The 20,760-nt window shown below is 65.9% G+C and carries 23 protein-coding genes; 10 read left to right on the forward strand and 13 right to left on the reverse strand.

Translation table 11 applies throughout. The features are described from left to right. Positions 1-110: 110 nt before the first annotated feature. Entirely contained in the window at positions 111-917 is an 807-nt protein-coding gene (locus AAHK21_RS09445; protein WP_367857084.1) for a SirB1 family protein, read from the forward strand. On the opposite strand, the gene AAHK21_RS09450 is transcribed toward AAHK21_RS09445, so the two are convergent. Genes AAHK21_RS09450 through hmgA form a run of 4 tightly spaced genes read right to left on the reverse strand, consistent with a single transcriptional unit; the run spans position 906 to position 5,547 of the window. Then, a complete protein-coding gene (locus AAHK21_RS09450; RefSeq protein WP_367857085.1) occupies positions 906-2,255 on the reverse strand; it encodes an MFS transporter in 1,350 nt (449 codons plus the stop codon). The genes AAHK21_RS09445 and AAHK21_RS09450 overlap by 12 nt on opposite strands. A 51-nt stretch (positions 2,256-2,306) precedes the next feature. Further along, on the reverse strand, positions 2,307-2,936 hold the full coding sequence (gene maiA, locus AAHK21_RS09455; protein WP_367857086.1) for a maleylacetoacetate isomerase: 630 nt from the start codon (positions 2,934-2,936) through the stop codon (positions 2,307-2,309). Between the two features lie 13 nt (positions 2,937-2,949). Beyond that, a complete protein-coding gene (fahA, locus tag AAHK21_RS09460; protein ID WP_367857087.1) occupies positions 2,950-4,242 on the reverse strand; it encodes a fumarylacetoacetase in 1,293 nt (430 codons plus the stop codon). A 3-nt stretch (positions 4,243-4,245) separates the two neighbouring features. Next, positions 4,246-5,547, reverse strand: coding sequence for a homogentisate 1,2-dioxygenase (gene hmgA / locus AAHK21_RS09465; RefSeq protein WP_367857088.1), 1,302 nt, complete (start codon positions 5,545-5,547; stop codon positions 4,246-4,248). 190 nt (positions 5,548-5,737) lie between these two features. On the opposite strand from hmgA, the gene AAHK21_RS09470 reads away from it, so the two are divergent. Further along, a complete protein-coding gene (locus AAHK21_RS09470; protein WP_367857089.1) occupies positions 5,738-6,517 on the forward strand; it encodes an IclR family transcriptional regulator in 780 nt (259 codons plus the stop codon). A gap of 378 nt (positions 6,518-6,895) precedes the next feature. Here the strand turns inward: AAHK21_RS09470 and AAHK21_RS09475 are convergent, their stop codons facing one another. From AAHK21_RS09475 to AAHK21_RS09490, 4 genes are all read right to left on the reverse strand, one after another. After that, on the reverse strand, positions 6,896-7,810 hold the full coding sequence (locus tag AAHK21_RS09475; RefSeq protein ID WP_367857090.1) for an SDR family oxidoreductase: 915 nt from the start codon (positions 7,808-7,810) through the stop codon (positions 6,896-6,898). Positions 7,811-7,926: 116 nt separating this feature from the next. After that, complete coding sequence (locus tag AAHK21_RS09480; RefSeq protein WP_046857091.1) at positions 7,927-8,832, reverse strand: alpha/beta fold hydrolase; 906 nt, start codon at positions 8,830-8,832, stop codon at positions 7,927-7,929. Positions 8,833-9,005: 173 nt separating this feature from the next. Further along, positions 9,006-9,692, reverse strand: coding sequence for an LrgB family protein (locus AAHK21_RS09485; protein ID WP_046857092.1), 687 nt, complete (start codon positions 9,690-9,692; stop codon positions 9,006-9,008). After that, positions 9,682-10,068, reverse strand: a complete 387-nt coding sequence (locus AAHK21_RS09490; protein ID WP_367857091.1) for a CidA/LrgA family protein — start codon at positions 10,066-10,068, stop codon at positions 9,682-9,684. The genes AAHK21_RS09485 and AAHK21_RS09490 overlap by 11 nt, the downstream gene beginning before the upstream one ends. Before the next feature lie 102 nt (positions 10,069-10,170). Between AAHK21_RS09490 and AAHK21_RS09495 the strand changes: the two genes are divergently transcribed. Next, on the forward strand, positions 10,171-11,058 hold the full coding sequence (locus AAHK21_RS09495; protein WP_367857092.1) for a LysR substrate-binding domain-containing protein: 888 nt from the start codon (positions 10,171-10,173) through the stop codon (positions 11,056-11,058). Between the two features lie 37 nt (positions 11,059-11,095). Here AAHK21_RS09495 and AAHK21_RS09500 read toward each other — a convergent pair whose 3' ends face one another. Then, entirely contained in the window at positions 11,096-11,551 is a 456-nt protein-coding gene (locus tag AAHK21_RS09500) for a flavodoxin (protein ID WP_046857095.1), read from the reverse strand. A gap of 184 nt (positions 11,552-11,735) precedes the next feature. On the opposite strand from AAHK21_RS09500, the gene AAHK21_RS09505 reads away from it, so the two are divergent. From AAHK21_RS09505 to AAHK21_RS09525, 5 genes are all read left to right on the forward strand, one after another. After that, the gene (locus tag AAHK21_RS09505; RefSeq protein ID WP_046857096.1) at positions 11,736-12,359 is read left to right on the forward strand and encodes a hypothetical protein; all 624 of its coding nucleotides are present in this window, start codon (positions 11,736-11,738) and stop codon (positions 12,357-12,359) included. A gap of 147 nt (positions 12,360-12,506) precedes the next feature. Further along, positions 12,507-13,079: an antibiotic biosynthesis monooxygenase gene (locus tag AAHK21_RS09510; RefSeq protein WP_367857093.1), complete on the forward strand. Its 573-nt coding sequence runs from the start codon at positions 12,507-12,509 to the stop codon at positions 13,077-13,079. A 76-nt stretch (positions 13,080-13,155) separates the two neighbouring features. After that, positions 13,156-13,848 carry a dihydromonapterin reductase gene (gene folM / locus AAHK21_RS09515; protein ID WP_367857094.1) on the forward strand — a complete coding sequence of 231 codons (693 nt, stop codon included), beginning with the start codon at positions 13,156-13,158 and terminating at the stop codon, positions 13,846-13,848. 11 nt (positions 13,849-13,859) lie between these two features. Then, positions 13,860-14,156 (forward strand): DUF1244 domain-containing protein, encoded by a 297-nt coding sequence (locus AAHK21_RS09520; RefSeq protein WP_102682537.1) that lies wholly within the window; start codon positions 13,860-13,862, stop codon positions 14,154-14,156. Continuing rightward, entirely contained in the window at positions 14,149-14,490 is a 342-nt protein-coding gene (locus AAHK21_RS09525) for a HopJ type III effector protein (RefSeq protein ID WP_367857095.1), read from the forward strand. The genes AAHK21_RS09520 and AAHK21_RS09525 overlap by 8 nt, the downstream gene beginning before the upstream one ends. Positions 14,491-14,526: 36 nt before the next feature. On the opposite strand, the gene AAHK21_RS09530 is transcribed toward AAHK21_RS09525, so the two are convergent. The 4 genes from AAHK21_RS09530 to AAHK21_RS09545 form a co-directional block, all read right to left on the reverse strand. Continuing rightward, positions 14,527-15,435, reverse strand: a complete 909-nt coding sequence (locus AAHK21_RS09530; RefSeq protein WP_367857096.1) for an alpha/beta fold hydrolase — start codon at positions 15,433-15,435, stop codon at positions 14,527-14,529. Positions 15,436-15,625: 190 nt separating this feature from the next. Continuing rightward, positions 15,626-16,312: a GNAT family N-acetyltransferase gene (locus AAHK21_RS09535; RefSeq protein ID WP_277502929.1), complete on the reverse strand. Its 687-nt coding sequence runs from the start codon at positions 16,310-16,312 to the stop codon at positions 15,626-15,628. 167 nt (positions 16,313-16,479) lie between these two features. Continuing rightward, entirely contained in the window at positions 16,480-17,679 is a 1,200-nt protein-coding gene (gene fabV, locus AAHK21_RS09540) for an enoyl-ACP reductase FabV (RefSeq protein WP_367857097.1), read from the reverse strand. Positions 17,680-17,829: 150 nt separating this feature from the next. After that, on the reverse strand, positions 17,830-18,681 hold the full coding sequence (locus AAHK21_RS09545; protein ID WP_367857098.1) for a LysR substrate-binding domain-containing protein: 852 nt from the start codon (positions 18,679-18,681) through the stop codon (positions 17,830-17,832). 134 nt (positions 18,682-18,815) lie between these two features. On the opposite strand from AAHK21_RS09545, the gene AAHK21_RS09550 reads away from it, so the two are divergent. Continuing rightward, complete coding sequence (locus tag AAHK21_RS09550) at positions 18,816-19,865, forward strand: agmatine/peptidylarginine deiminase (RefSeq protein ID WP_367857099.1); 1,050 nt, start codon at positions 18,816-18,818, stop codon at positions 19,863-19,865. After that, positions 19,862-20,758: an N-carbamoylputrescine amidase gene (aguB, locus tag AAHK21_RS09555; RefSeq protein ID WP_367857100.1), complete on the forward strand. Its 897-nt coding sequence runs from the start codon at positions 19,862-19,864 to the stop codon at positions 20,756-20,758. The genes AAHK21_RS09550 and aguB overlap by 4 nt, the downstream gene beginning before the upstream one ends. Positions 20,759-20,760 lie beyond the last annotated feature (2 nt).

The following is a 20,760-nucleotide window of genomic DNA, read 5'->3' on the forward strand; positions in this document are numbered from 1 at the left end:
CGAGAGGTGCTCCTACCAGTATAAACAGGTCAAGGCCGCACACCGCGCGGGCGGACCACTGGACGAAAAGCCGCGCCAGGGCTACAAGTTAAGCGTGATGGAGAAGCCCCATGAACCCACGCCAAGCCTGCCTGGCCTGCCTGGAACGCGAGCCGGTCGCCCTGCTGGAAGCCGCGCTGTGGATCGCCGCCGAGCATGACCGCACTGTCGAGCCCGCGGCCAGCCTGGCCAGGCTGCATGAGCTGCAACGCGAAGTCAGCACCAGCCTGCCGATGCTGCCGGTCAACGAACTGGCCCAGCCCTTGCTGCGTCAGCTCAACGCACTGGGCTACCAGCAGGACGAGTACCACCCGTTGCGCCCACACGTGGCCTTGATGGACAAAGTGCTGCAACGCCGGCGTGGCCAACCTCTGTTGCTGGCGATCCTTGCTCTGGAGCTGGCTAGCCGCCTGTCGATCCCCCTGGAGGGCGTGAACTTTCCCGGCCACTTCCTGCTGCGGGTGCCCGGTGCCGATCACCTGCTCGACCCTTGCGGCGGCCGGCGCCTGTACCCCAACGACTGCCGCGAGCTGCTCGCCCGCCAGTTCGGCCCACAGCTGCCGCTGACCGCCGAGCACCTGCGCAGCGCCTCGCCGATGCAGATGCTCCAGCGCCTGTCGCGCAACCTTCGCCAGTTGCATATCAGCAACGACAACGACCTCGCGGCGCTTATCGACGCCGAGCGGGTCATGCAACTGGGCCCGGTGCAGGTCGGCGACTACCTGGCGCGGGCCACGTTGTACCAGCACCTGGATTGCCCCCAGGCAGAGCGCTTCGACCTGGAGCACGCCCTGCTGCTGACCGACGACCCGGTGCAGCGCCTGAAACTCACCGAACGCCTCGGCCAACTGCCCAACGGCAAACGCTCAATCCACTAATGCCTCGCCCTTGACCGTCGCTTCGCGCGGCTGCGGTGCGCGTACCCGGCTGATCAGCAGCGCGCCGAGCAGCGCCGGCACGGCGCAGAAGAAGAAGATCTGCTCCACTGGCATGTGCAACGTCAGCAGCAGGCTGCCAAGCAACGGTCCGAGGATCGAGCCGAAGCGCCCGACGCCCAGGGCCCAGCCGGTACCGGTGGCGCGCACCTGGGCCGGGTAGAAGTTGCTGACGAAGGCATTGAGCGTCAACTGCCCACCGATGATGCAGAACCCTGCGGCGAACACACTGGGCACCAGCCAGCGCGGGTCGTCATGGTTGAGGCCGACCAGCACGCTGAACAGCGCCGCCCCCAGCAGCACGCCCGCCAACAAGTGGGCCTTGTTCGCCATGCGGTCGGCGCACCAGGCCAGGCACACCGCGCCGAAGGTGCCGGCGAACAGGAACAGCGAAGTCACCAGGTTGGCCTGGTTCAGCGCCAGCCCGCTTTCCTGCAGCAGCGACGGCAGCCAACTGATCATGAAGTACAAGAGGATCAGGCTGACAAAGAAGGTGCTCCACAGCAGCAGCGTGGGCCGGGCGAACCCCTCGCGAAACAACGCCACCACGGTGAGCTTGCTGTCCGCCGGCTCGTCGGTGGCGATGCGCGCCGCCGGTACCTGCCAGCCCGGCAGCAGGCGAGCGCTGACCCGCTGCAGCCGCGCATAGGGCGGGGCGTCGCGCAGCAGGCGCGGCAGCGACTCGGGCAGGAACAGCGCCAGGAACGGGAACAGCAGCAAGGGCGCCACGCCGCCGGCAAGGAACACTGCCTGCCAGCCGTAATGATCGATGAAGCCCGCGGCGACGAAGCCCCCAGCAGCGCCACCCAGCGAGAAACCGCAGGCCGCCAGGGTGACCATCAAGGTGCGCAGTCGGGGCGGCGCGTAGTCGGCCATCAGCGCCATGGCGCTGGGCATCGCGCCGCCCATGCCGATACCGCAGAGAAAGCGCGCCAGCATCAGGCTGTCGAGGGAAGTGGCGAACACCATCAGCAGCGTCAGGCTGGCATACAGCAGCACGCAGCACAGCAGCACCCGGCGCACGCCGAAGCGGTCGGCCAGTGGCGTCACCGCCAGCGAACCGACCGTCAGCCCCAGCAGGTTGGCGCTGAACACCGGCCCGAAAGCGGCCTTTTCCAGGCCCCAGTCCTGGGCCAGCGCGGGGATCACATAGCCCAGCACCTGGGCGTCATAACCATCGGTGACCAACAGCAGGATCAACAGCAGCAGCAGGCGCCACTGGTAGGGTGACACCGGGCGCACGTCGAGCGCCGCGCGAAAGCTGGCTATCTGGTTGTGCATCGCAAGGTCCCTGTCTTTTGTTGTTATGGGTGCAGGTGCGGGCGGTGGCGATCAGTCGGGCGTGTCGGGCTGCCTCGCCGGGTGGGCCTGATGGAAGGCCGGGTGCTGCTCGGCCAAGGCGGCCACCCGGCGAATGCGCGGGTAGCCACCGAGGTCGATGTTGAAACGCTCGGCCGCGTACAGCTGCGGGATCAGGTAGACGTCGGCCAGGCCGGGTGTCGCCCCGAAGCAGAAGCCGTCATCGCCGATCAGTTGCTCCACCGCCGCCAGCCCCTGGCTGATCCAGTGGCCGATCCACTGGTTGACCTGGCCCTCGTCGTGCCCCAACTGACGCAGCTGGTTGAGCACGCTGACGTTGTGCAGCGGGTGGATATCGCAACCGATGATCGCCGCCACGCCGCGCACCCTGGCCCGGGCTTCGGGCGCACGGGGCAGCAGTGGCGTTTGCGGGAAGGCTTCCTCCAGGTATTCGATGATCGCCGGCGACTGCACCAGCAACTCGCCAGCGTCAGTACGCAGGGCCGGCACCCGCCCTTGCGGATTGAGCGCCAGGTAGTCCGCGCCGCGCTGCTCGCCCTTGAGCAGGTTCACAGGCTCGGCCTGGTACTCCAGGCCCTTGAGCGCCAGGGCGATGCGCACCCGATACGAAGAGGTGGAGCGGTAGTAGGTGAACAGTTCCATCGCCCTGCCCTCCTCAGCCGGCCGCGACGATGGTGCCACGGCATTCGCCGAAGCCGATGCTGGCCACGCCATCGCGCACGCAACGGGCGCGCAGGATGATCTCGTCGCCGTCCTCGAGGAACTTGCGCACTTCGCCGCTGGCCAGTTCAACTGGGTGCTTGCCGCCTTCGGTGATCTCCAGCAGGCTGCCGAACGAGCCTGGCGCCGCGCCCGACAGGGTGCCCGAGCCGAACAGGTCGCCCGGTTGCAGCTGGCAGCCGTTGACGCTGTGGTGGGCGACCATCTGTGCCACGGTCCAGTACATGCTGCGGGTGCTGCTCAACGTGAGGCGATGCGCCGGCAGGTTCTGCTCGCGCATGCGTTCGGTCAGCAGCAGCACTTCCAGTTCGATGTCGAAGGCGCCGGCGGCCTGGTCGCGCTTGTCCAGCAGGTACGACAGCGGCTGCGGGTCACCCTCCGGACGGGCTGGCTGGGCGCAGCGGAACGGCTCCAAGGCCTCGGCGGTGACCACCCACGGCGACACCGTGGTGATGAAGCTCTTGGACAGGAACGGGCCCAGCGGCTGGTATTCCCAGGCCTGGATATCGCGTGCCGACCAGTCGTTGAGCAGGCAGTAGCCGGCCACGTGTTCGGCGGCGTCACCGATCGGGATTGGCTGGCCCATGTCGTTGCCCTGGCCAATCCAGATGCCCAGTTCCAGCTCGTAGTCCAGGCGCGCGCAAGGGCCGAAGCTCGGTTCGGTCTGGCCCGCCGGCAGGGTCTGGCCCTTGGGGCGGCGCACGTCGGTGCCGGACGGGCGGATGGTCGAGGCGCGGCCGTGGTAGCCGATCGGCACGTGCTTGTAGTTGGGCAGCAGCGGATTGTCCGGGCGGAACAGCTTGCCGACGTTCTTGGCGTGCTCGATGCCGACGTAGAAGTCGGTGTAGTCACCGATCTTCGCCGGCAGGTGCAGCTGGCATTCATCAGCCGGGTACAGCGCGGCCTTCAGGGCCGCCTGGTGCTCGCTGCCCTCGCCCAGCAGTGCCAGCAGGCGCTCGCGCAAGGCGACACGGGCCTCGCGGCCAAGGGCGAAGAAGGCATTCAGCGCACCACCGACGGTGGCTTCGACCGCAGCCTTGGCCGCCCCCTCGAACAACCCGGCGGCCAGCACGGCCTCGAGGTCGAGGATCGCGTCGCCGATGGCCACGCCGCAACGTGGCGCCTGCCCTGGGCGGCTGAAGATGCCCAGGGGCAGGTTCTGCAACGGGAAGTCGCGGTGCCCGTTGGCGTGCTCGACCCAGCTACGGGCAATGGCGGTGTGGTTCATCGGTTATCTCCGGTTCGGGTTGAAGGTGCTCGGCAAGGTGGCCCAGCAACTATCGTAGTCGGCCTGCAACTGCGGGCTTTCGAGGGCCTGGCGGCTCGGGCGCAGCACCTGGCTGGTCTCGAACATGAAGGCCATGGTGTTGTCGATCTTGTGCGGCGCCAGGTCCACCGAGATGGCCTTGTCGCAGGTCTCGGCGTCGGGGCCGTGGGCGCTCATCACCCCATGCAGCGAAGCGCCGCCGGGCAGGAAGCCTTCGGCCTTGGCGTCGTAGGCGCCCTGGATCAGGCCCATGAACTCGTTCATCAGGTTGCGGTGGAACCATGGTGGACGGAAGGTGTTCTCGGCCACCATCCAGCGCGGCGGGAAGATCACGAAGTCCATGTTGGCCATGCCATGCACGCTGGTGGGCGAGGTCAGCACGGTGAAGATCGACGGGTCGGGGTGGTCGAAGCTGACCGTGCCGATGGTGTTGAAGCGGCGCAGGTCGTATTTGTACGGCACGTTGCTGCCGTGCCAGGCGACCACGTCCAGGGGCGAGTGCTGCAGCTCGCAGGCCCAGTGTTCGCCGAGGAACTTCTGCACCAGCTGCACCGGGCCGGTGCTCTCTTCGTAATGGGCGACCGGGGTGAGGAAGTCACGCGGGTTGGCCAGGCCATTGCTGCCGATCGGGCCAAGGTCCGGGATGCGCAGCGGCGCGCCGTGGTTCTCGGCAATGTAGCCACGGGCCTGGGCATCGAGCAGTTCGACCCGGAACTTCATGCCCCGCGGGATCACCGCAATCTCCAGCGGCTCGACCTCAAGCACGCCCAGTTCGGTGGCGATGCGCAGACGGCCTTGCTCGGGCACCAGCAGCAACTCGCCGTCGGCGTTGAAGAACACCCGCTCCATGGAACGGTTGGCGCGGTAGATGTAAATGCTCACGCCGGCCGGTTTTTCCGATGCCGAGTTGGCCACCATCGGCAGCCAGCCGTCGATGAAGTCGGTCGGTTCGGAAGGAATCGGTTGCGGGCTCCAACGCAGGCGGTTGGGGTTGATGGCGCCCAGCGCGCCGGTCAGCGGCTGGCGCTCCAGGCGCTCGAAGCGCGGGTGCAGGGCCGAGGGGCGAATGCGGTACAGCCAGGTACGGCGCAGCTCGCTGCGGGTCATGGTAAACGCGGTGCCCGACAGCAGCTCGGCGTACAGGCCATAGGGAGCCTTCTGCGGCGAGTTCTGCCCGACCGGCAGGGCGCCGGGCAGGGCTTCACTGGCGAATTCGTTGCCGAAGCCGCTCAGGTACTCGAGTTCAGGGGATGTGTCGCGGGTCATCGGTGCCTCCGGGCTGCTGGGAGCCGTTTCGGGCAGCTGGCTGCGGAGCCCGATCCTGAAACCGGCACCAAGGGCGGCAGCGCGTCTGCATTGTTTTTATCGTAATCAGATTACGAATAACGTAATTTGCCCGCGCGCAGGCGTCAAGCTATAAAGGCGCCACCCCATGAAATCTGCATAGAAGTCCCCCATGGCCAAAGCCAGCAGCACCGACAACGGCAAACAGAAGGTCCGCTCGGCGGAAGTCGGCACCGACATCCTCAAGGCCCTGGCCGAACTTTCCCCCTCCACCTCGCTGTCGCGCCTGGCCGAGCATGTCGACATGCCTGCGAGCAAGGTGCACCGCTACCTGCAGGCGCTGATCGCCAGCGGCTTCGCCGAACAGGACCCGGCCACCAACCACTACGGGCTGGGGCGCGAGGCGTTGCGGGTGGGCATGGCGGCCCTGGGTAGCATCGATGTGCTGAAGGTGGCGGCGCTGCCACTGTCGCAATTGCGCGACGAGTTGAACGAAAGCTGCTTTATCGCCGTGTGGGGCAACCAGGGCGCGACCGTGGTGAGCATCGAGCCAGCGGTGCGGGCGGTCACGGTGGTGACCCAGATCGGCTCGGTGCTGCCGTTGCTCAGCTCGTCCACCGGGCTGGTGTTCGCCGCGCACCTGCCCGAGCGCGAGACCGTGGAGCTGCGCGACCGGGAACTGACAGCGCTCGGCCAGTCGGCTGACGACTATGCCGCCCTGCTCGAACAGATCCGCCAGCGCGGCCTGCACCATGTGCACGGTTTGCTGATGCCGGGGGTGGACGCGCTGTCTGCGCCGGTGTTCAACGCCATGGGCCAGGTCGCCGCAGTGATGACCGTGGTCGGTCCGACCTCGATCTTCCACGCCGACGAGCACGGCCCGGCCGCCCGGCGCCTGCTCGCCGCCACCCAGGCCACCAGCTGGCGAATGGGATACGGCGCGGATCAGTGAAAGGGCTTACAAAGCATTACGGACTTTTCCTGCGAGAGCGGCCTATAGTCCGCCTCGCACTTTTACTCGAAACGTAAAGGTGAATGTCATAAGCGGCTATTTTTCCCACGGGATCATGCGCTTATTCTGATCTCACTGGCCGGCACGAAGGGCTCTCCCCCCTGCTTTTCGCGCCCGCCCAGGTTCACCGACGTTGATTTTGAAGCTCCTTGATCTAACGTCTCGATTGGCCGCTGCGATTGCAGCGGCCTTTTTTATTTCTGCAAGAATCGCAAGATCGGCGCCAGGCTCATCACCGGCAAGCCGACCACAAGCTGGTGCGATCCCCGTGGGAGCCGGCTTGCCGGCGAAAGGGCCGCAGCGCGGCCCCGGCATTGTTCAACCCAACGGATACTTCTGCAGGTTCGCCATCATCTGCTGCAACGCCTGCAGGCTGTCCTGCGGGTGCCCCGCCCCCTCGAAATCACCAATCCGCGCCCAGTTGTCCGCCACCTGCTCGGGGGTGAACCCTTCACGCGGATCGAAGCCCACGCCCTGGCTACGCTCCCAGCGCACCTTGCCCACCCAGCCGCCGCCCACCTCGAACAGCTCGCCGCTGTCCTGGCACTGCTCGCTGCCCAGGTACACCACCAACGGGCTGATCAGCTCGGGCTGCAGCCGCTCGAAAACCTGCGGCGGGATCAGCCCTTCGGTCATGCGCGTGCCACCGGTCGGGGCGATGGCGTTGACCAGGATACCGTGCTTGCGGCCCTCGATGGCCAGGGTCCGGGTCAGCCCGTAGAGGCCAAGCTTGGCCATGCCGTAGTTGGCCTGGCCGAAATTGCCGTAGATGCCCGAGGTGGACGAAGTGAAGATCACCCGCCCCCAGTTCTGCGCCCGCAGATGCGGCCAGGCCGCGTGGGTGACCTTGTAGGCGCCTTCGACGTGCACGCGGTAGACCAGCTCCCAGTCGCTGTCCTCCATCTTGTGGAAGGTCTTGTCACGCAGGATGCCGGCGTTGTTCACCAGCACATCGACCCGGCCGAAGGTGTCCAGGGCCTGCTCGACGATGTGCGCGCCATCGGTGACCGAGTCATGGTTGGCGATCGCCGAACCGCCCGCGGCGCGGATCTCCTCCACCACGCGGTCGGCCGCCGAGGCGTTGGCGCCTTCACCATGTGTAGACCCACCCAGATCGTTGACCACCACGTGGGCGCCGCGCGCGGCGAACAGCAGCGCATGGGCCCGGCCCAGGCCGCCACCGGCCCCCGTGACGATCACCACTCGATCCTGCAGACGTACTGGTTCGCTCATGCTCAAGGCTCCTGGCAATGAAGGGATGCAACGCAGTCTCCGCCAGCCGCCGGGGCCGGGCAATCAAGCGCACCGTGGCGAATGCCGCTTGATAACGCCCGGCGATGATCGCCCGGTCAGGACCAGGCGACCTTCAGTGGTACATAGCTCATCGGTTGTTCACGAAAGGCCAGGTAGTGGCGCAACACCTGCACCGGCGCCTCGGTGTGCGGGTAATGGCCGATGCCCTGCAACACCACGGTGTCCGGATCCGGGACGATTTCCCGGTAGCGCTCGACCATGTGCGCGCCGGACAAAGGATCGACCGCGCCATTGATGAAGCGCAGCGGCACGCCCGGGCGTTGCAGCGCGGCGACCCAGCGTTCGCGCTGGGCCCTGCGCTCCGGCAGGAAGCTGACCAGCTTGTGCAGGATCCGTGGGCCACGATTGGAAGCTATCAGGCTCCAGTAGTCATCCAGGGCGCTCTCGCTGGGATGGGTGCACGGGCCATAGACCTGGGTGACGTTGCGCACCAGGTCGTCGCGCCCGAACGAGCGCCCGACCAGCCAGCCCAGGCGGCTGAGCAGCAGCTTCTGGACCAGCAGCACCCGGCAGCTCTCGGGGAACAGCCCGCTGTTGAGGAATACGCAACTGGCCACCTGGAGCCGCTGTTCGTGGTGCCGGGCCAGCAGCTCCTGGGCAACGCTGCCGCCGTAGTCGTGGGCCAGCAGGTGCACCGGCTGGTCGATATGCAGGTGCGCCAGCAAGGCCTGCTGCAGGTCGGCCTGCTCGAGCAGGCTGTAGTCGTGGTCCGCAGGCTTGGCCGAATCGCCGAAGCCAAGCATGTCGCAGGCCACCACGCGAAAACGCTGGGTAAGGGGTGCCCACAGGTAGTGCCAATCCCAGCTGGCCGTGGGGAAACCGTGAAGCAATAGCAGGGGCTCTCCTTGCCCTGCCGTCCAGTAGCGGATGCTCTGGCCCCGGAAAGTGAAACCCTGGCTCCGGGTGCGCCAGACGCACAATGGAATTTCGGCCAGTGGCATCACGGTCGTCCCGGTGGATAAGTGTCGGAAGAGGGCAAGGCTGCGTTCATTGCATGTCACCTCGGCACATACATGTGCTCTCTATGTCGAGGCTCAGTCTAGAGGCCTATACGAAGGTGATAAGTCGCCTTGGCAGCCAGCCTGATGACCGTGCGAGTCAGTGGCACGAACGGTCAGACCAGCATCACCAGCAACGGCGCGGCCAACAGGTTGAGAAGCCCGGTCAGGACCATGACCAGGCCAGCCACCGAGCCTTCCTCGCGCCCGACTTCCTGGGCGCGGCTCACCCCCGCGCCATGGGCGCCGACCCCGAACAGAGCGCCCCGTGCCAGCGGTGTGCGCAAGGGCAGCCAACGCAGGAGAATGCCGCCGAACATCGCCCCGAGCACCCCGGTAAACATCACGAACACCGCCGTCAGCTCCGGCACGCCGCCCAGGTCCTGGGCCACGGGCATGGCGAACGGTGTGGTGATCGAGCGCGGCAGCAACGACAGGCTGACCGCATCGTCCAGCGCGAGCAGGTGCGCCAGCGCCCAGGAGCTGCCGATGGACGCTACGCTGCCGGCAAGCATGCCGACCAGCAGCGCCGGCCAGTGCCGCGCCAGCAGTGCCCGTTGTTGCCAGATCGGCACCGCGAAGGCGACGGTGACCGGGCCGAGGACGCCCATCAGCCAATGCGTGTTGCGGGCGTACTCGGCGTAGGCGGTGTGCAGCGGCACGGCCACCGCCAGCAGCAAGGCCGGCACCAGGATCAGCGGCGACAGCAGGTAGCGTCCGCTGCGCCGGTACAGCCAGCGGCTGCCCAGGTAGGCGCCCAGGGTCAGGGCCAGCCAGAACAGCGGCATGGGTTCAAGGCTCATGGCGCAACCTCCAACGGCACACCAGCTCGACGGTGACCGCGGTGACCACCATCACCAGCACGGTGCTCAACGCGATCACCAACAGGATGCGCCAGCCCTCGCTGCGCAGCAGGCTGCCGTAGTCCAGCAGGCTCATCAGCGCGGGAATGAAGAACAGCAGCATCTCGGCCATCAGCCAGCCGGCACCCAATTGCAGCGTGGCGGGTTTGAGCAGGCCGGTGGCGAACAGGGCCAGCAGCAGCGCCAGGCCCATCACGCCACCAGGAATCGGCCAGCCAAGCCAGGCGGCCAACTGGCCACCGATCAGGAACAGCGCCAGCAACACCGTCAGCTCGGCGAGCAGGCGCAAGGTCTTTTTCAATAATGCAGGATTCATGGGCGGGAGTTCCTCGACAACGGGCCCATTGTAAAAGTCGGCCCCCTAGGCCAGAAGCGAATTGTTAGACTGACAGCCATTCCAAAACGGAATCCGGCATACATGGAATTCAAACAGCTGCGCAGTTTCATCGAAGTCGTCCACAAAGGCGGCTTCACCCAGGCGGCGGGTACCCTGCACGTCAGCCAGTCGGCGGTGAGCAAGCAGGTCGCCCAGTTGGAACAGGACATCGGCCAGCCGCTGCTGGAACGCCAAGGCTCACAGCTGCTGCTGACTGCCGCCGGGCGCATCGTCCTGGAACGCGGCGAAGCGCTGTTGCGCCAGCGCCAGGAACTGCTGAGCGAACTGGACGACCTCAGCCAGATGGCCCGCGGCGAATTGCGTCTGGGCCTGCCGCTGCTGGGCAGTGATGCGCTGTTCGCCGGATTGTTCGCCGAGTACCGGCGACGCCATCCGAATATCTCGATCCAGCTGCTCGAAGGCGGCAGCCGCATGGTCGAGCAAGCCGTCAAGAGTGGCGAGTTGGAGCTGGGCGGCAGCCTCACCCCGAGCGACCCGGCGTTCGACTACCAGCCGTTCTGCAATGAACCACTGGAAGCCTTGCTGCCCGCCGACCACCCGCTGGCCGGGCAGGTCGACGTCGCCCTGGCACAGCTGGCCGACACGCCGTTTCTGCTGTACCAGCGCAGTTTCGTGCTCAACGATCGATTGCTCAGCGCCTGCCAGCAGGAAGGCTTCACGCCCAAGGAGGGTGGGCGCAGCGGCCAGGCAGACTTTCTTGCCGCATTGGTGGCGGCCGGGCAAGGCGTGGTGCTGCTGCCGGCGATCGTCGCACGGGCGCTGGAACGGCCCGGGGTGGTGCGCTTGCCGTTGCGGGCGCCGGAATACCTGCGTTGGGACATCGCTTTCATCTGGCGGCGCGGGGCGTATCTGTCACGGGCGGCGCAGGCGTGGCTGGCATTGTTGCGTGAGGACTCAGCCATGCATTGAGGCGACCGGCCCTGTCGCGGGGCCGGCCCAGGCAATATCAGCCTTTCAGCACAGCCGCAAACTCCGCCAGCCACGGCTCGGCATCGGCCTCTGGTGTCACGGTCTCACTGGCATCGAGTCGCAGCATCGGCAGCACTTCGTTCACCCCCAGCTCGGCAAACAACTCGCGCATCTGCTCGCCGCCGCCACAATAGGTATCGCCGTAGCTGGAATCGCCCAGGCCGATCACCGCCCCTGGCAAGCCGCGCCAGGCCGCCGGCAGCACATCGCGGATCGTGCTGTACAGCGGCATCAGGCTATCGGGCAGCTCGCCCATGCCGGTGGTCGAGGTCACCGCCAGCAACGCGTCGGGGCCAAAGCCCTCAATGTCCTGCAGGGTGGCGCGTGCCGCGTGCCAGGCTTCAAGGCCGGCGGCCTTGAGCAGCGACTCGGCGTGGCGGGCGACTTCGTCGGCGGTGCCGTACACCGAACCGGAAATAATGGCGACTTTCATCGGGTGAGGATTCCGAAACTGAGTGAAAACGTAGGATACTAGCACTCGACAGTGGCAAAAGGCCGCCTCCGGCTAAAGTCACAGGCTTCAGGATTATCCGACGAATGACCGGAACGAAGCGGATTGACCACTGTCCACCGCCGTGAAGAAATCGCCGTTACCGATCGCCCCTTCGAGTCAGACCATGCAAGCAGACGCCCTACTCTCCCAGGACGAACTGGATTTCATCCAGGACATGCAGCATTCGCCCCAACTGAACCTGGCCGACCCCATGTCGAGCCTGCTGGTCAATGGCGACCGTCGTCTCAAGGACCTGCTCACCCGCCTGGTGGCCAACGAGCAAGTAACGCTGCAGGCCAGCTTCAACAACCAGCAATTGAGCTTCCCCCTGCAACTGGTCGAGGATGAATTCCACGCCCTGCACCTGCAACTGGGCTCGCCGGACATCTACGAGGACGGCCCCATGCTGAGGCCCTGGCGCCTTTCGTTGCAGCAGCCGACCGCGTTGCTGGACGATCACGGCCAGGCCAGCGACCTGTGGGTACGCGACATTTCCTTCAAAGGTGTGCTGCTGGAAGTACGCGGTGGGGCTGAAGCCCCTGCGCAATTCAACCTGCGCTTTGCCGCCGAGGACATCCCGCCGATCGGCCTGCACGGCGCATTGCGCCGGCGCATCGGCCCGCGCCTCGCCGCCTACGACCTGACCCACACTCCGGCCGAAGAGGTCGAGCGCCTGCGCGAGTACATCCTCCAGGCCCACCGCAAGGCCCACCCCGAGCTGCACGCCCAGGCACCCAACACCTTCTGACGACCGTCCAGCCATTGAAACTGACCGGTCATGATTGATCGGCGATAATCCGTGCCCGATTCTTGCAAGCCCGCCTGCGCCGCCCATCACCCCGGGCCGCAAGCCAGGGGCCGGCTACCCGCCAGCCCCGTCGTCAGGAGATACACGATGTCTACCCCACCCGTCACCTTGATGGTGTCGCGCCGCGCCGCCTGCGGCCGCTACCAGGACCTGCTGGCCTGGCTGCACGAAGGCGAGCAGTTGGCCACCGACTTTCCCGGCTACCTGGGCTCGGGCATCCTCGCCCCGCCGAGCGAGGGTGACGAATTCCAGATCATCTTCCGCTTCGCCAGCGAACAGACCATGCACGCCTGGGAGCATTCCGCCTCGCGCAGGGCCTGGCTGGAACGCGGCAACGGCCTGTTCGAGCGCCCCAAAGAGAGGCGCGTGAGCGGTATCGACGACTGGTTCGGCACCAATACAGTGCAAAAACCACCACGCTGGAAGCAGGCAACGGCCATCTGGCTGGCGTTTTTTCCGGTTTCGCTACTGTTCAACCTGCTGTTCGGCCACTGGCTGGCGCCGCTCGACCTGGTGCCTCGGGTGCTGCTCAGTACCCTGGCCCTGACGCCATTGATGGTGTACCTGTTCATCCCGCTGTCCACCCGGTTGCTGGCCGGCTGGCTCAACGCCACGCCACGCGCCGCCACCGCGCGCTCCCAGGGGCTGCGCAGCCGCTGAGGCACGGGCTCGCAAGGCCGCGCAGTTCGGGTATGCTGGGGCATCACGCACGGACAGACGAACAGACCGCCCGAACATGAACAGCCCAATCCTCATCACCGGCGCCAGCCAGCGCGTCGGCCTGGCCCTGGCCATGGAGCTGGCCCAGGCCGGCCATTCGGTGGTCAGCGCCAGCCGCACCTTGCAGGGGCAGGCTGCCCACCCGAACATCCGGCAGTTCCAGGCCGACCTGACCCGCAGCGAAGACCGCCAGGCCCTGATCGAGTACCTGCAACGTGAGTACGACGGCCTGCGTGCGATCATCCATAACGCCTCGCTTTGGCTCGACGATGGCCTGGACAACCTCGACACCATGTTCCGCCTGCACGTCGAGGCGCCCTACCACCTCAACGTCGCCCTCGGCGAGCTGCTGAACAAGGTGGACAAGGCCGACATCATCCACATCTGCGACGAGACCTCCTCGCGCGGCAGCAAGAGCCACATCGGCTATGCCGCGACCAAGGCCGCGCTGCAGAACATGGTGCTGTCGTTCGCCGAAAAGTACGCGCCCAAGGTGCGGGTCAACGGTATCCTGCCTGGCCTGCTGATCCTCAAGGAAGGCGGCGACGAGCAGTACCGCGAGCAGACCCTGAAAAAGGCACTGCTCGAATTCGAACCCGGCGCCCGCCCACTGATCGACGCCGTGCTGTTCCTGCTGCAAAGCCAGTACAGCACCGGCAGCCAGGTGGTCATCAACGGTGGCCGCCATCTGAAGAACCGCATGACCTGAAGAGATCGCCCATGACCCCGCAACAACAGCTCGAACTCGAAGCCGCCGCGTTCCGGCGCCTGGTCGACCACCTGCAAAAACGTACCGACGTGCAGAACATCGACCTGATGAACCTTTCCGGCTTCTGCCGCAACTGCCTGTCCAAGTGGCTCAAGGCCGCCGCCGATGATCGCCAGATCGAGCTGAGCCTGGACGATGCCCGTGAGCAGGTATACGGCATGCCCTATGCCGAATGGAAAGCCCAATACCAGAACGAAGCCAGCGCCGAGCAGAAAGCGGCGTTCGAACAAGGAAAACCGCGTGACTGACCTGAATACCCTGCGCAGCAGCCTAGCCAGCGGCGAACACGTTTTTGCCGACACCCTGGCCTTCATCGCCGCGAACTACAGCTACCAGCCCCAGGCCTTCGACAATGGCGACGTGCACAACGCCGCCGGGCAGAACGAAGGTTCGTGCAAGACCCTGGGCCTGGCGCAGCTCGAAGGGTTGAGCGACCAAGAGGCACTGCTGGCCTTCGGTGAGCACTACCGCAGCGTGGTCGCCACGCCCGAGGGCAGCGACCATGGCAATATCCGTGCGCTGATCAAGCATGGGCTGGCCGGGGTGAAGTTCACCGCCCAGCCACTTGCGCGCCTGGGCTGATAGCAGATGGGGCCGCTGTGTGGCCCCAACCGGACATCAACTGATGAACCGGCCTGGTGTTCCAGCCTCAAGGCGCCCCTTCTGCAACCACTCCAGCGCAATCGGCCACAGACTTTCACGAAACCGATCGTGAAAGAACGCGAAGTGCCCGATCTCCCCGACCGAGATATCCACAGGCGCCACCCGCAGATGCCGCCGCTCGCCCGTTTGCAGGTACCCCAACAATCGTTCAGTGGCCGCCACCGTGCCGAACGGATCGTCAGTCAGGCTGATGGCCAGGGTCGCCGCCTGTACCTGGGCAAATGGCGTAGCCGACAGTAGACGCCCACTGGGCCGCTGCTCATAACGCGGCGTACGGGCAACCCAATCGCGCACCACGCCGGCCGGGGTATCCTCCAGCCAGCCCAGGCGTTTGCCGGGAAAATAGCCGAACATCCGGGTCAACAGCGGCATCACCACGTGCCATTTGCCGAACAGCTGCCAACGCTGCTCCGGCGCATAGTCGCGCCAGTAGGCGAACTGCGCGCCCACCAGCAGCGCATGGCGCACCTGCCCCGCCGACGGCGCCAGCCCGAGCGCCCAGCCGCCGAAGCTGTGGCCGACCACATGCATCGGCTGGCCCGGATGCTCGGCGGCGGCCAGTTGCAACATCGCCTCGAAGTCCAGCCGGCCCCAATCGCTCCAGGACGCCTGGAAACCGCGCAGCGTGGCCGGGCGCGACTCGCCGATGCCGCGATAATCGTAGGTGAGCACGTCAAAGCCCTGGGCGAACAGGTAGTCGGCGAAACGCGAGTAGTAGCGGCAACGTACCGAGGTGGCGGCGTTGATGATCACCAGGGGACGCAGGGGGTCGGGCTCGGCGTGGCGCCAGCGAAATCCGCCGAGGCCATAGCCGTCGGCGGCGACATGACGAAAGGCACAGGCGGGTTGGGTAAGGCTGCTCATGGCGCGCTCCCTGCGGCGTCGCGCCATGCTGGCGGACGGGCTGTTGTCGTGCGCCAACGCTAGCAAAAAAATTCCCGAACAGCTCAAGTTCCTTGTAGGAGCGGCTTCAGCCGCGATCACCAGCGAAGCTGGTGCCATACACCACGTTGGCTTCATCGCGGCTGAAGCCGCTCCTACAGGTCCTGTGCCCTCAGGTAGTGGGCAGCGCCCGCGCCACGCCCGGCTTGCGCAGCACCGCCAGGCGCGAGCCGTGGTAGCGGGTTTCGCGGAACAGCTTCCAGCGACCGAACAGGCCGTACACATGCATCACCCGGCCCTGCTCGTGGTAGCCCATGCGCAGGTGCAGTTTCATTGCTGGCACGTTGTGGGTCTCCACCACGTCCACCACCTTGTGGCAGCCCTTCTCGCGCATGGTGTTCCACAGCTCGACCTGGGCTGTCACCGACAACTCGCTGCCAAAGTACGGCCGGGTCATCTCGCCGCCGAACTCGAAGAACTCGCCGGGTTTCACCGGGAAGGTGCAACCGTAGTAATGCTTGTCGTGGTAATCCACCACGCTGGCCCAGATGAATGCCACGGCATCGCCCTGCTCATCCAGGTACATGTGCCCGGTATGGCCCTCGGCGGCCAGCTCGCGCATGGTCTCGACACGGTCGCCGAAATGTCGGGCAAAGGCATCGGCATTGGCCGTGGTGATCTGCACCAGGGTGACCGGCGCATGCGCCTTGAGGCTGTGCGGCGGCACCGGACTGATCAGGTCGCGCTCCATCCACAGCAGTTCCCAATGGAAAAACACGTAGCGCTCGAAAAAAGTCTTGAAGGTGCGCTTGAGGCCCTTCTGGCGGATGCGTTCTTGTAGTTTTTGCAGTACGCCCATTGCTCCCTCCTCGGCGCCAGCGAAATTGCCAGGCCAATAGCTGGGGTATAGATCAGGCAGAGGGTGGCCATGGCAAAGGGCCAGCGAGGGATTTGTTTCAGAATATTAACAAGTCGTCGGCGGGAACCGCGCAGCCGTCATGAACGGCTGCGCGGTCAAGGACTTGCTTACAGCTCGACGCAGTCGAACCGTACGTCGGTGGCCACGTCTTCGTCGTAGTTGACGTCAGCGCGCTCGAAGCCGAACAGGTTGAGGAACTGCTTCTTGTAACCGGCGTAGTCGGTCAGCTCGAACAGGTTCTCGGTGGTCACTTTAGGCCACATCTCACGGCAGGCGTTCTGCACGTCATCACGCAGCTCCCAGTCGTCCAGACGCAGACGGCCCTTCTCGTCCAGCGCCGCCGGGGCGCCATCGGCGCGGTACATGCGGTCACGGAACATGCGGTCCAGCTGGTGCTGGGTACCTTCGTGGATACCCTTCTCCTGCATGATCTTGAACACCATCGACAGGTACAGCGGCATCACCGGGATCGCCGAGCTGGCCTGGGTAACTACCGACTTCAGCACCGCAACGTTGGCACTGCCACCGACTTTGTTGCCCAGGCGCTGGGCAGTTTCGTCCAGGTCCTGTTTGGCCTTGCCCAGCGCGCCGTCCCAGTAGATCGGCCAGGTGATGTCGGAGCCGATGTAGCTGAAGGCCACGGTACGGGCCTGTGGCGCCAGAACACCGGCGGCATTCAGGGCGTCGATCCACAGTTCCCAGTCCTGGCCACCCATCACGGTGACGGTATCGGCGATTTCCTGCTCGGTGGCCGGCTCGATGCTGGCCTCGATGATGGTGTCCTTGTTGGTGTCGATGGCGGTCGACTTGTACGGCTGGCCGATCGGCTTCAGGGCCGAGCGGATCACTTCACCGGTCTGCGGCAGCTTGCGCACCGGCGAGGCCAGGGAGTAGATGACCAGGTCGACCTGGCCGCCCATTTCGTTCTTGATCAGCTCGATGACCTTGGCGCGGGCTTCGTCGGAGAAGGCATCACCGTTGATCGACTTGCTGTACAGGCCTTCGGCCTTGGCGAACTTGTCGAAGGCGGCGGCGTTGTACCAGCCGGCGGTGCCGGCCTTGGTCTCGGTGCCCGGCTTTTCGAAGAACACGCCCAGGGTGTCGGCCTTGAAGCCGAACGCCGCGGTGATGCGGGCAGCCAGGCCGTAGCCGCTGGAGGCACCGATCACCAGGACTTTCTTCGGACCATCCTCGCGCACGCCCAGCTTGCGGGTGGCTTCGATCTGGTCACGGACGTTGAGCTCGCAGCCCTTGGGGTGAGTCGTGGTGCAGATGAAACCGCGAACCTTGGGATGAATGATGGCCAATGTCTGTACCTCGTCAGGTTTAGGCTGGGGCAGCGCCCGGATTCGGGGTGCTGCCGTTTGATCTAGAGGGTGAGACTACCCTCGCAAGTCATCCGACACATATTACGGGGTGATCGGAGCAATGAAAAATCGCAGCGGCTCTGACAAACGCTATACCTGCGCCAGCGCCGCCTTCAACCATCCCAGGAACTGCCGCGCCAACGGATCCTCCTGGCTTTCCCAATGCACCAGGCAGCTCCACACGGGTCCGCGCACACGCTGCTCAGACAAGGGCCGCAAGCGCCCCTCATCGACCATCCGCTGCGCCAGCAACTGGCTGACCAAGGCAATCCCCAGCCCCTCGCCCGCCGCCTCCAGCAGCAGCCCCGGGTCAGAGAAATTCAGCCCCTTGCCCTGCTGCCCCACCTCCTCGCCGCCCTCCAGCTGCCAGTGACTCCAGTCCATCTCGCGCTCACCGTGCAAGGTCGTGCGCCCGGTCTCGGGCAACGTCGGGTGACAGGCCGGATACAGCGTGTCCTGGTGTAGCACAGTGAAGCTGCATTCAGCCTGCGGCCCGATATCGTCGCGGATCGCCAGGTCGATGGTCTCGCTGGCCATGTCCGGCACCTCGAAGCTGGTGAACAGCCACAGGTCCACTTCCGGGCAGCGTTGGTGGAAGTCCGCCAGGCGCGGCAGCAACCAGTGCCGGGCGAACGCCGGGGTGGTGTTGACCACCAGTTGGTTGGGCTTGCGGTACTGCTCCAGGCGGCGGATGCCCACCGCCAGTTGTTGCAACAAGGCCTGAGTGGTGCTGAGCAGATCGTGCCCGGCGTCGGTCAGGCTGACGCTACGGCCACTGCGGTGGAACAGCGGCTGTTCCAGGTAGCCCTCCAGGCTGCGGATCTGCTGGCTGATTGCCGACTGGGTGAGGTTCAGGGCCTCGGCGGCCTTGTGGAAGCTGCCCAGCCGGGCAGCGGCTTCGAAGCCGCGCAGGGCGTTGAGCGGGGGCCAATGCTTGAGCATGCTGATAAGCCTGACTGATCAGAAGTACGCTAAATCTATCGTTTGTCGCCCCGGATTCCCAGTCATAACATGGACGACAACACCCGCGACGGCGGGCTTCGTTGATAACAATCCCTAATAGATCGGAGTTCACTATGACCCTGTCCCTCGACAGCGGCTGGCGCATGCCCGCCGAATGGGCCCGCCACGCCGCCACCTGGATGATCTGGCCGCACAACCAACCGCTGTGGGAGTCGGGCTGGGGCGTGACCCTGGCCGACGTGCAGCGCGACTACGCCCGGGTGGCCGCCGCCATCGCCCGCTTCGAGCCGGTGAAGATGGTGGTCGATCCGTCGGCCATGGCCATCGCCCGCGAACTGTGCGGCGCCGGTATCGAGCTGGTCGAGCTGGCCGTGGACGACAGCTGGTGCCGCGACAGCGGCCCGACCTTCCTGACCCACCCGCAACACGGCGTGGCGGGCCTGAGCTGGCGCTTCAACGCCTGGGGCGGCAAGTCCGAGCACGGCAAGGACCGCAGCCTGGCCCGGCGCATCCTCGACCACCTTGGCCTGGAAGGCCTGAGCACTTCGCTGTGCAACGAAGGCGGCGCCATCCATGTGGACGGCGAAGGCACCCTGATCACCACCGAATCGGTGCTGCTCAACCCCAACCGCAACCCGGGCCTGAGCAAGGACGACTTCGAGGATTGCTTCGCCCGCCTGCTGGGCATCCGCAAGACCATCTGGCTGCCGGGCGACCCGCAGTACGTCACCGGCGACATGACCGACGGCCATGTCGATGGCGTGTGCGCCTTCGCCCGTCCTGGCGTACTGCTGGTCGACGCCACCCACGACCAGGGCTCGGTGTATGCCGAAGTGGCCCGCGAAAACCGCCGCGCGCTGGAACTGGCCACGGACGCCCAGGGCCGTTCGTTCGAACTGCTCGACCTGTTCGAGGCCACCGCGGCCGTGGACACCGAAGCCGAAGTGTTCTGCGCCTCGTACACCAACTTCTACCTGGCCAACGGCGCGGTGATCATGCCGGCCTATGGCATCGACGCCGACCAGGCCGCCGCGCAGCAACTGGCCCTGGCCTTCCCCGGTCGCGAAGTGGTACCGGTGCGCATCGACCATATCGCCCACGGCGGTGGCGGCATCCACTGCATCACCCAGCAGCAGCCGGCCTGGCAGGGAGCGCGCCCATGAGCACGCTGCGCATCGCCACCACGCAGATGGCCTGCAGCTGGGACCTGCCCGCCAACCTCGACCACGCCGAACGACTGGTGCGCCAGGCCGCTGCCAAGGGTGCCCAGGTGATCCTGTTGCAGGAGCTGTTCGCCACCCCGTACTTCTGCATCGAGCAGTGCCACAGCCACCAGGCCCTGGCCCAGGACTACCACGACAGCCCGCTGCTCAAGCGCTTCGCCGCGCTGGCCAAGGAACTGGGCGTGGTCCTACCGCTCAGCTGGTATGAACGGGCCGGCAACGCCTTCTTCAACTCGCTGACCGTGGCCGATGCCGACGGGCGCCTGCTGGGCGTGTACCGCAAGACCCACATTCCCAACGCCATCGGCTACCAGGAAAAGGAATACTTCAGCCCCGGTGACACCGGCTTCAAGGTCTGGGACACCGCCTTCGGTCGCCTGGGCATCGGCATCTGCTGGGACCAGTGGTTCCCCGAGACCGCCCGCTGCCTGGCGCTGATGGGTGCCGAAGTGCTGCTGTTCCCCACTGCCATCGGCTCGGAGCCTGGCGCCGCCGAACTGGATTCACGCGACCATTGGCAGATGGCCATGCGTGGCCATGCCGCCGCCAACCTGCTGCCAGTGGTGGCCGCCAACCGCGTCGGCCATGAGGTGGCGCGCAGCGACGACAGCCTGAGCATGCGCTTCTACGGCTCGTCGTTCATCTGCGACCACAAGGGCGCGATGCTGCAAGAGGCCGACCGCGACAGCAGCGGCGTCTGGCTGCACGACCTGGACCTGGCGCGCATGCGCGAAGACCGCCTGAGCTGGGGCATCTACCGTGACCGCCGCCCCGACATGTATGCGCCGCTGCTGACCCTTGACGGCCGTACCCCACAGACCGCGAGGGCCTGAAC

The organism is Pseudomonas sp. TE50-2, assembly GCF_040813665.1.
GTDB lineage: Bacteria > Pseudomonadota > Gammaproteobacteria > Pseudomonadales > Pseudomonadaceae > Aquipseudomonas > Aquipseudomonas soli.

Excerpts from the sequence above, each read along its gene's own strand:
- AAHK21_RS09445 (WP_367857084.1), top strand. The coding sequence starts at position 111 with ATGAACCCACGCCAAGCCTGCCTGGCCTGCCTGGAACGCGAGCCGGTC.
- AAHK21_RS09450 (WP_367857085.1), bottom strand. The coding sequence starts at position 2,255 with ATGCACAACCAGATAGCCAGCTTTCGCGCGGCGCTCGACGTGCGCCCG.
- maiA (WP_367857086.1), bottom strand. The coding sequence starts at position 2,936 with ATGGAACTGTTCACCTACTACCGCTCCACCTCTTCGTATCGGGTGCGC.
- fahA (WP_367857087.1), bottom strand. The coding sequence starts at position 4,242 with ATGAACCACACCGCCATTGCCCGTAGCTGGGTCGAGCACGCCAACGGG.
- hmgA (WP_367857088.1), bottom strand. The coding sequence starts at position 5,547 with ATGACCCGCGACACATCCCCTGAACTCGAGTACCTGAGCGGCTTCGGC.
- AAHK21_RS09470 (WP_367857089.1), top strand. The coding sequence starts at position 5,738 with ATGGCCAAAGCCAGCAGCACCGACAACGGCAAACAGAAGGTCCGCTCG.
- AAHK21_RS09475 (WP_367857090.1), bottom strand. The coding sequence starts at position 7,810 with ATGAGCGAACCAGTACGTCTGCAGGATCGAGTGGTGATCGTCACGGGG.
- AAHK21_RS09480 (WP_046857091.1), bottom strand. The coding sequence starts at position 8,832 with ATGCCACTGGCCGAAATTCCATTGTGCGTCTGGCGCACCCGGAGCCAG.
- AAHK21_RS09485 (WP_046857092.1), bottom strand. The coding sequence starts at position 9,692 with ATGAGCCTTGAACCCATGCCGCTGTTCTGGCTGGCCCTGACCCTGGGC.
- AAHK21_RS09490 (WP_367857091.1), bottom strand. The coding sequence starts at position 10,068 with ATGAATCCTGCATTATTGAAAAAGACCTTGCGCCTGCTCGCCGAGCTG.
- AAHK21_RS09495 (WP_367857092.1), top strand. The coding sequence starts at position 10,171 with ATGGAATTCAAACAGCTGCGCAGTTTCATCGAAGTCGTCCACAAAGGC.
- AAHK21_RS09500 (WP_046857095.1), bottom strand. The coding sequence starts at position 11,551 with ATGAAAGTCGCCATTATTTCCGGTTCGGTGTACGGCACCGCCGACGAA.
- AAHK21_RS09505 (WP_046857096.1), top strand. The coding sequence starts at position 11,736 with ATGCAAGCAGACGCCCTACTCTCCCAGGACGAACTGGATTTCATCCAG.
- AAHK21_RS09510 (WP_367857093.1), top strand. The coding sequence starts at position 12,507 with ATGTCTACCCCACCCGTCACCTTGATGGTGTCGCGCCGCGCCGCCTGC.
- folM (WP_367857094.1), top strand. The coding sequence starts at position 13,156 with ATGAACAGCCCAATCCTCATCACCGGCGCCAGCCAGCGCGTCGGCCTG.
- AAHK21_RS09520 (WP_102682537.1), top strand. The coding sequence starts at position 13,860 with ATGACCCCGCAACAACAGCTCGAACTCGAAGCCGCCGCGTTCCGGCGC.
- AAHK21_RS09530 (WP_367857096.1), bottom strand. The coding sequence starts at position 15,435 with ATGAGCAGCCTTACCCAACCCGCCTGTGCCTTTCGTCATGTCGCCGCC.
- AAHK21_RS09535 (WP_277502929.1), bottom strand. The coding sequence starts at position 16,312 with ATGGGCGTACTGCAAAAACTACAAGAACGCATCCGCCAGAAGGGCCTC.
- AAHK21_RS09545 (WP_367857098.1), bottom strand. The coding sequence starts at position 18,681 with ATGCTCAAGCATTGGCCCCCGCTCAACGCCCTGCGCGGCTTCGAAGCC.
- AAHK21_RS09550 (WP_367857099.1), top strand. The coding sequence starts at position 18,816 with ATGACCCTGTCCCTCGACAGCGGCTGGCGCATGCCCGCCGAATGGGCC.
- aguB (WP_367857100.1), top strand. The coding sequence starts at position 19,862 with ATGAGCACGCTGCGCATCGCCACCACGCAGATGGCCTGCAGCTGGGAC.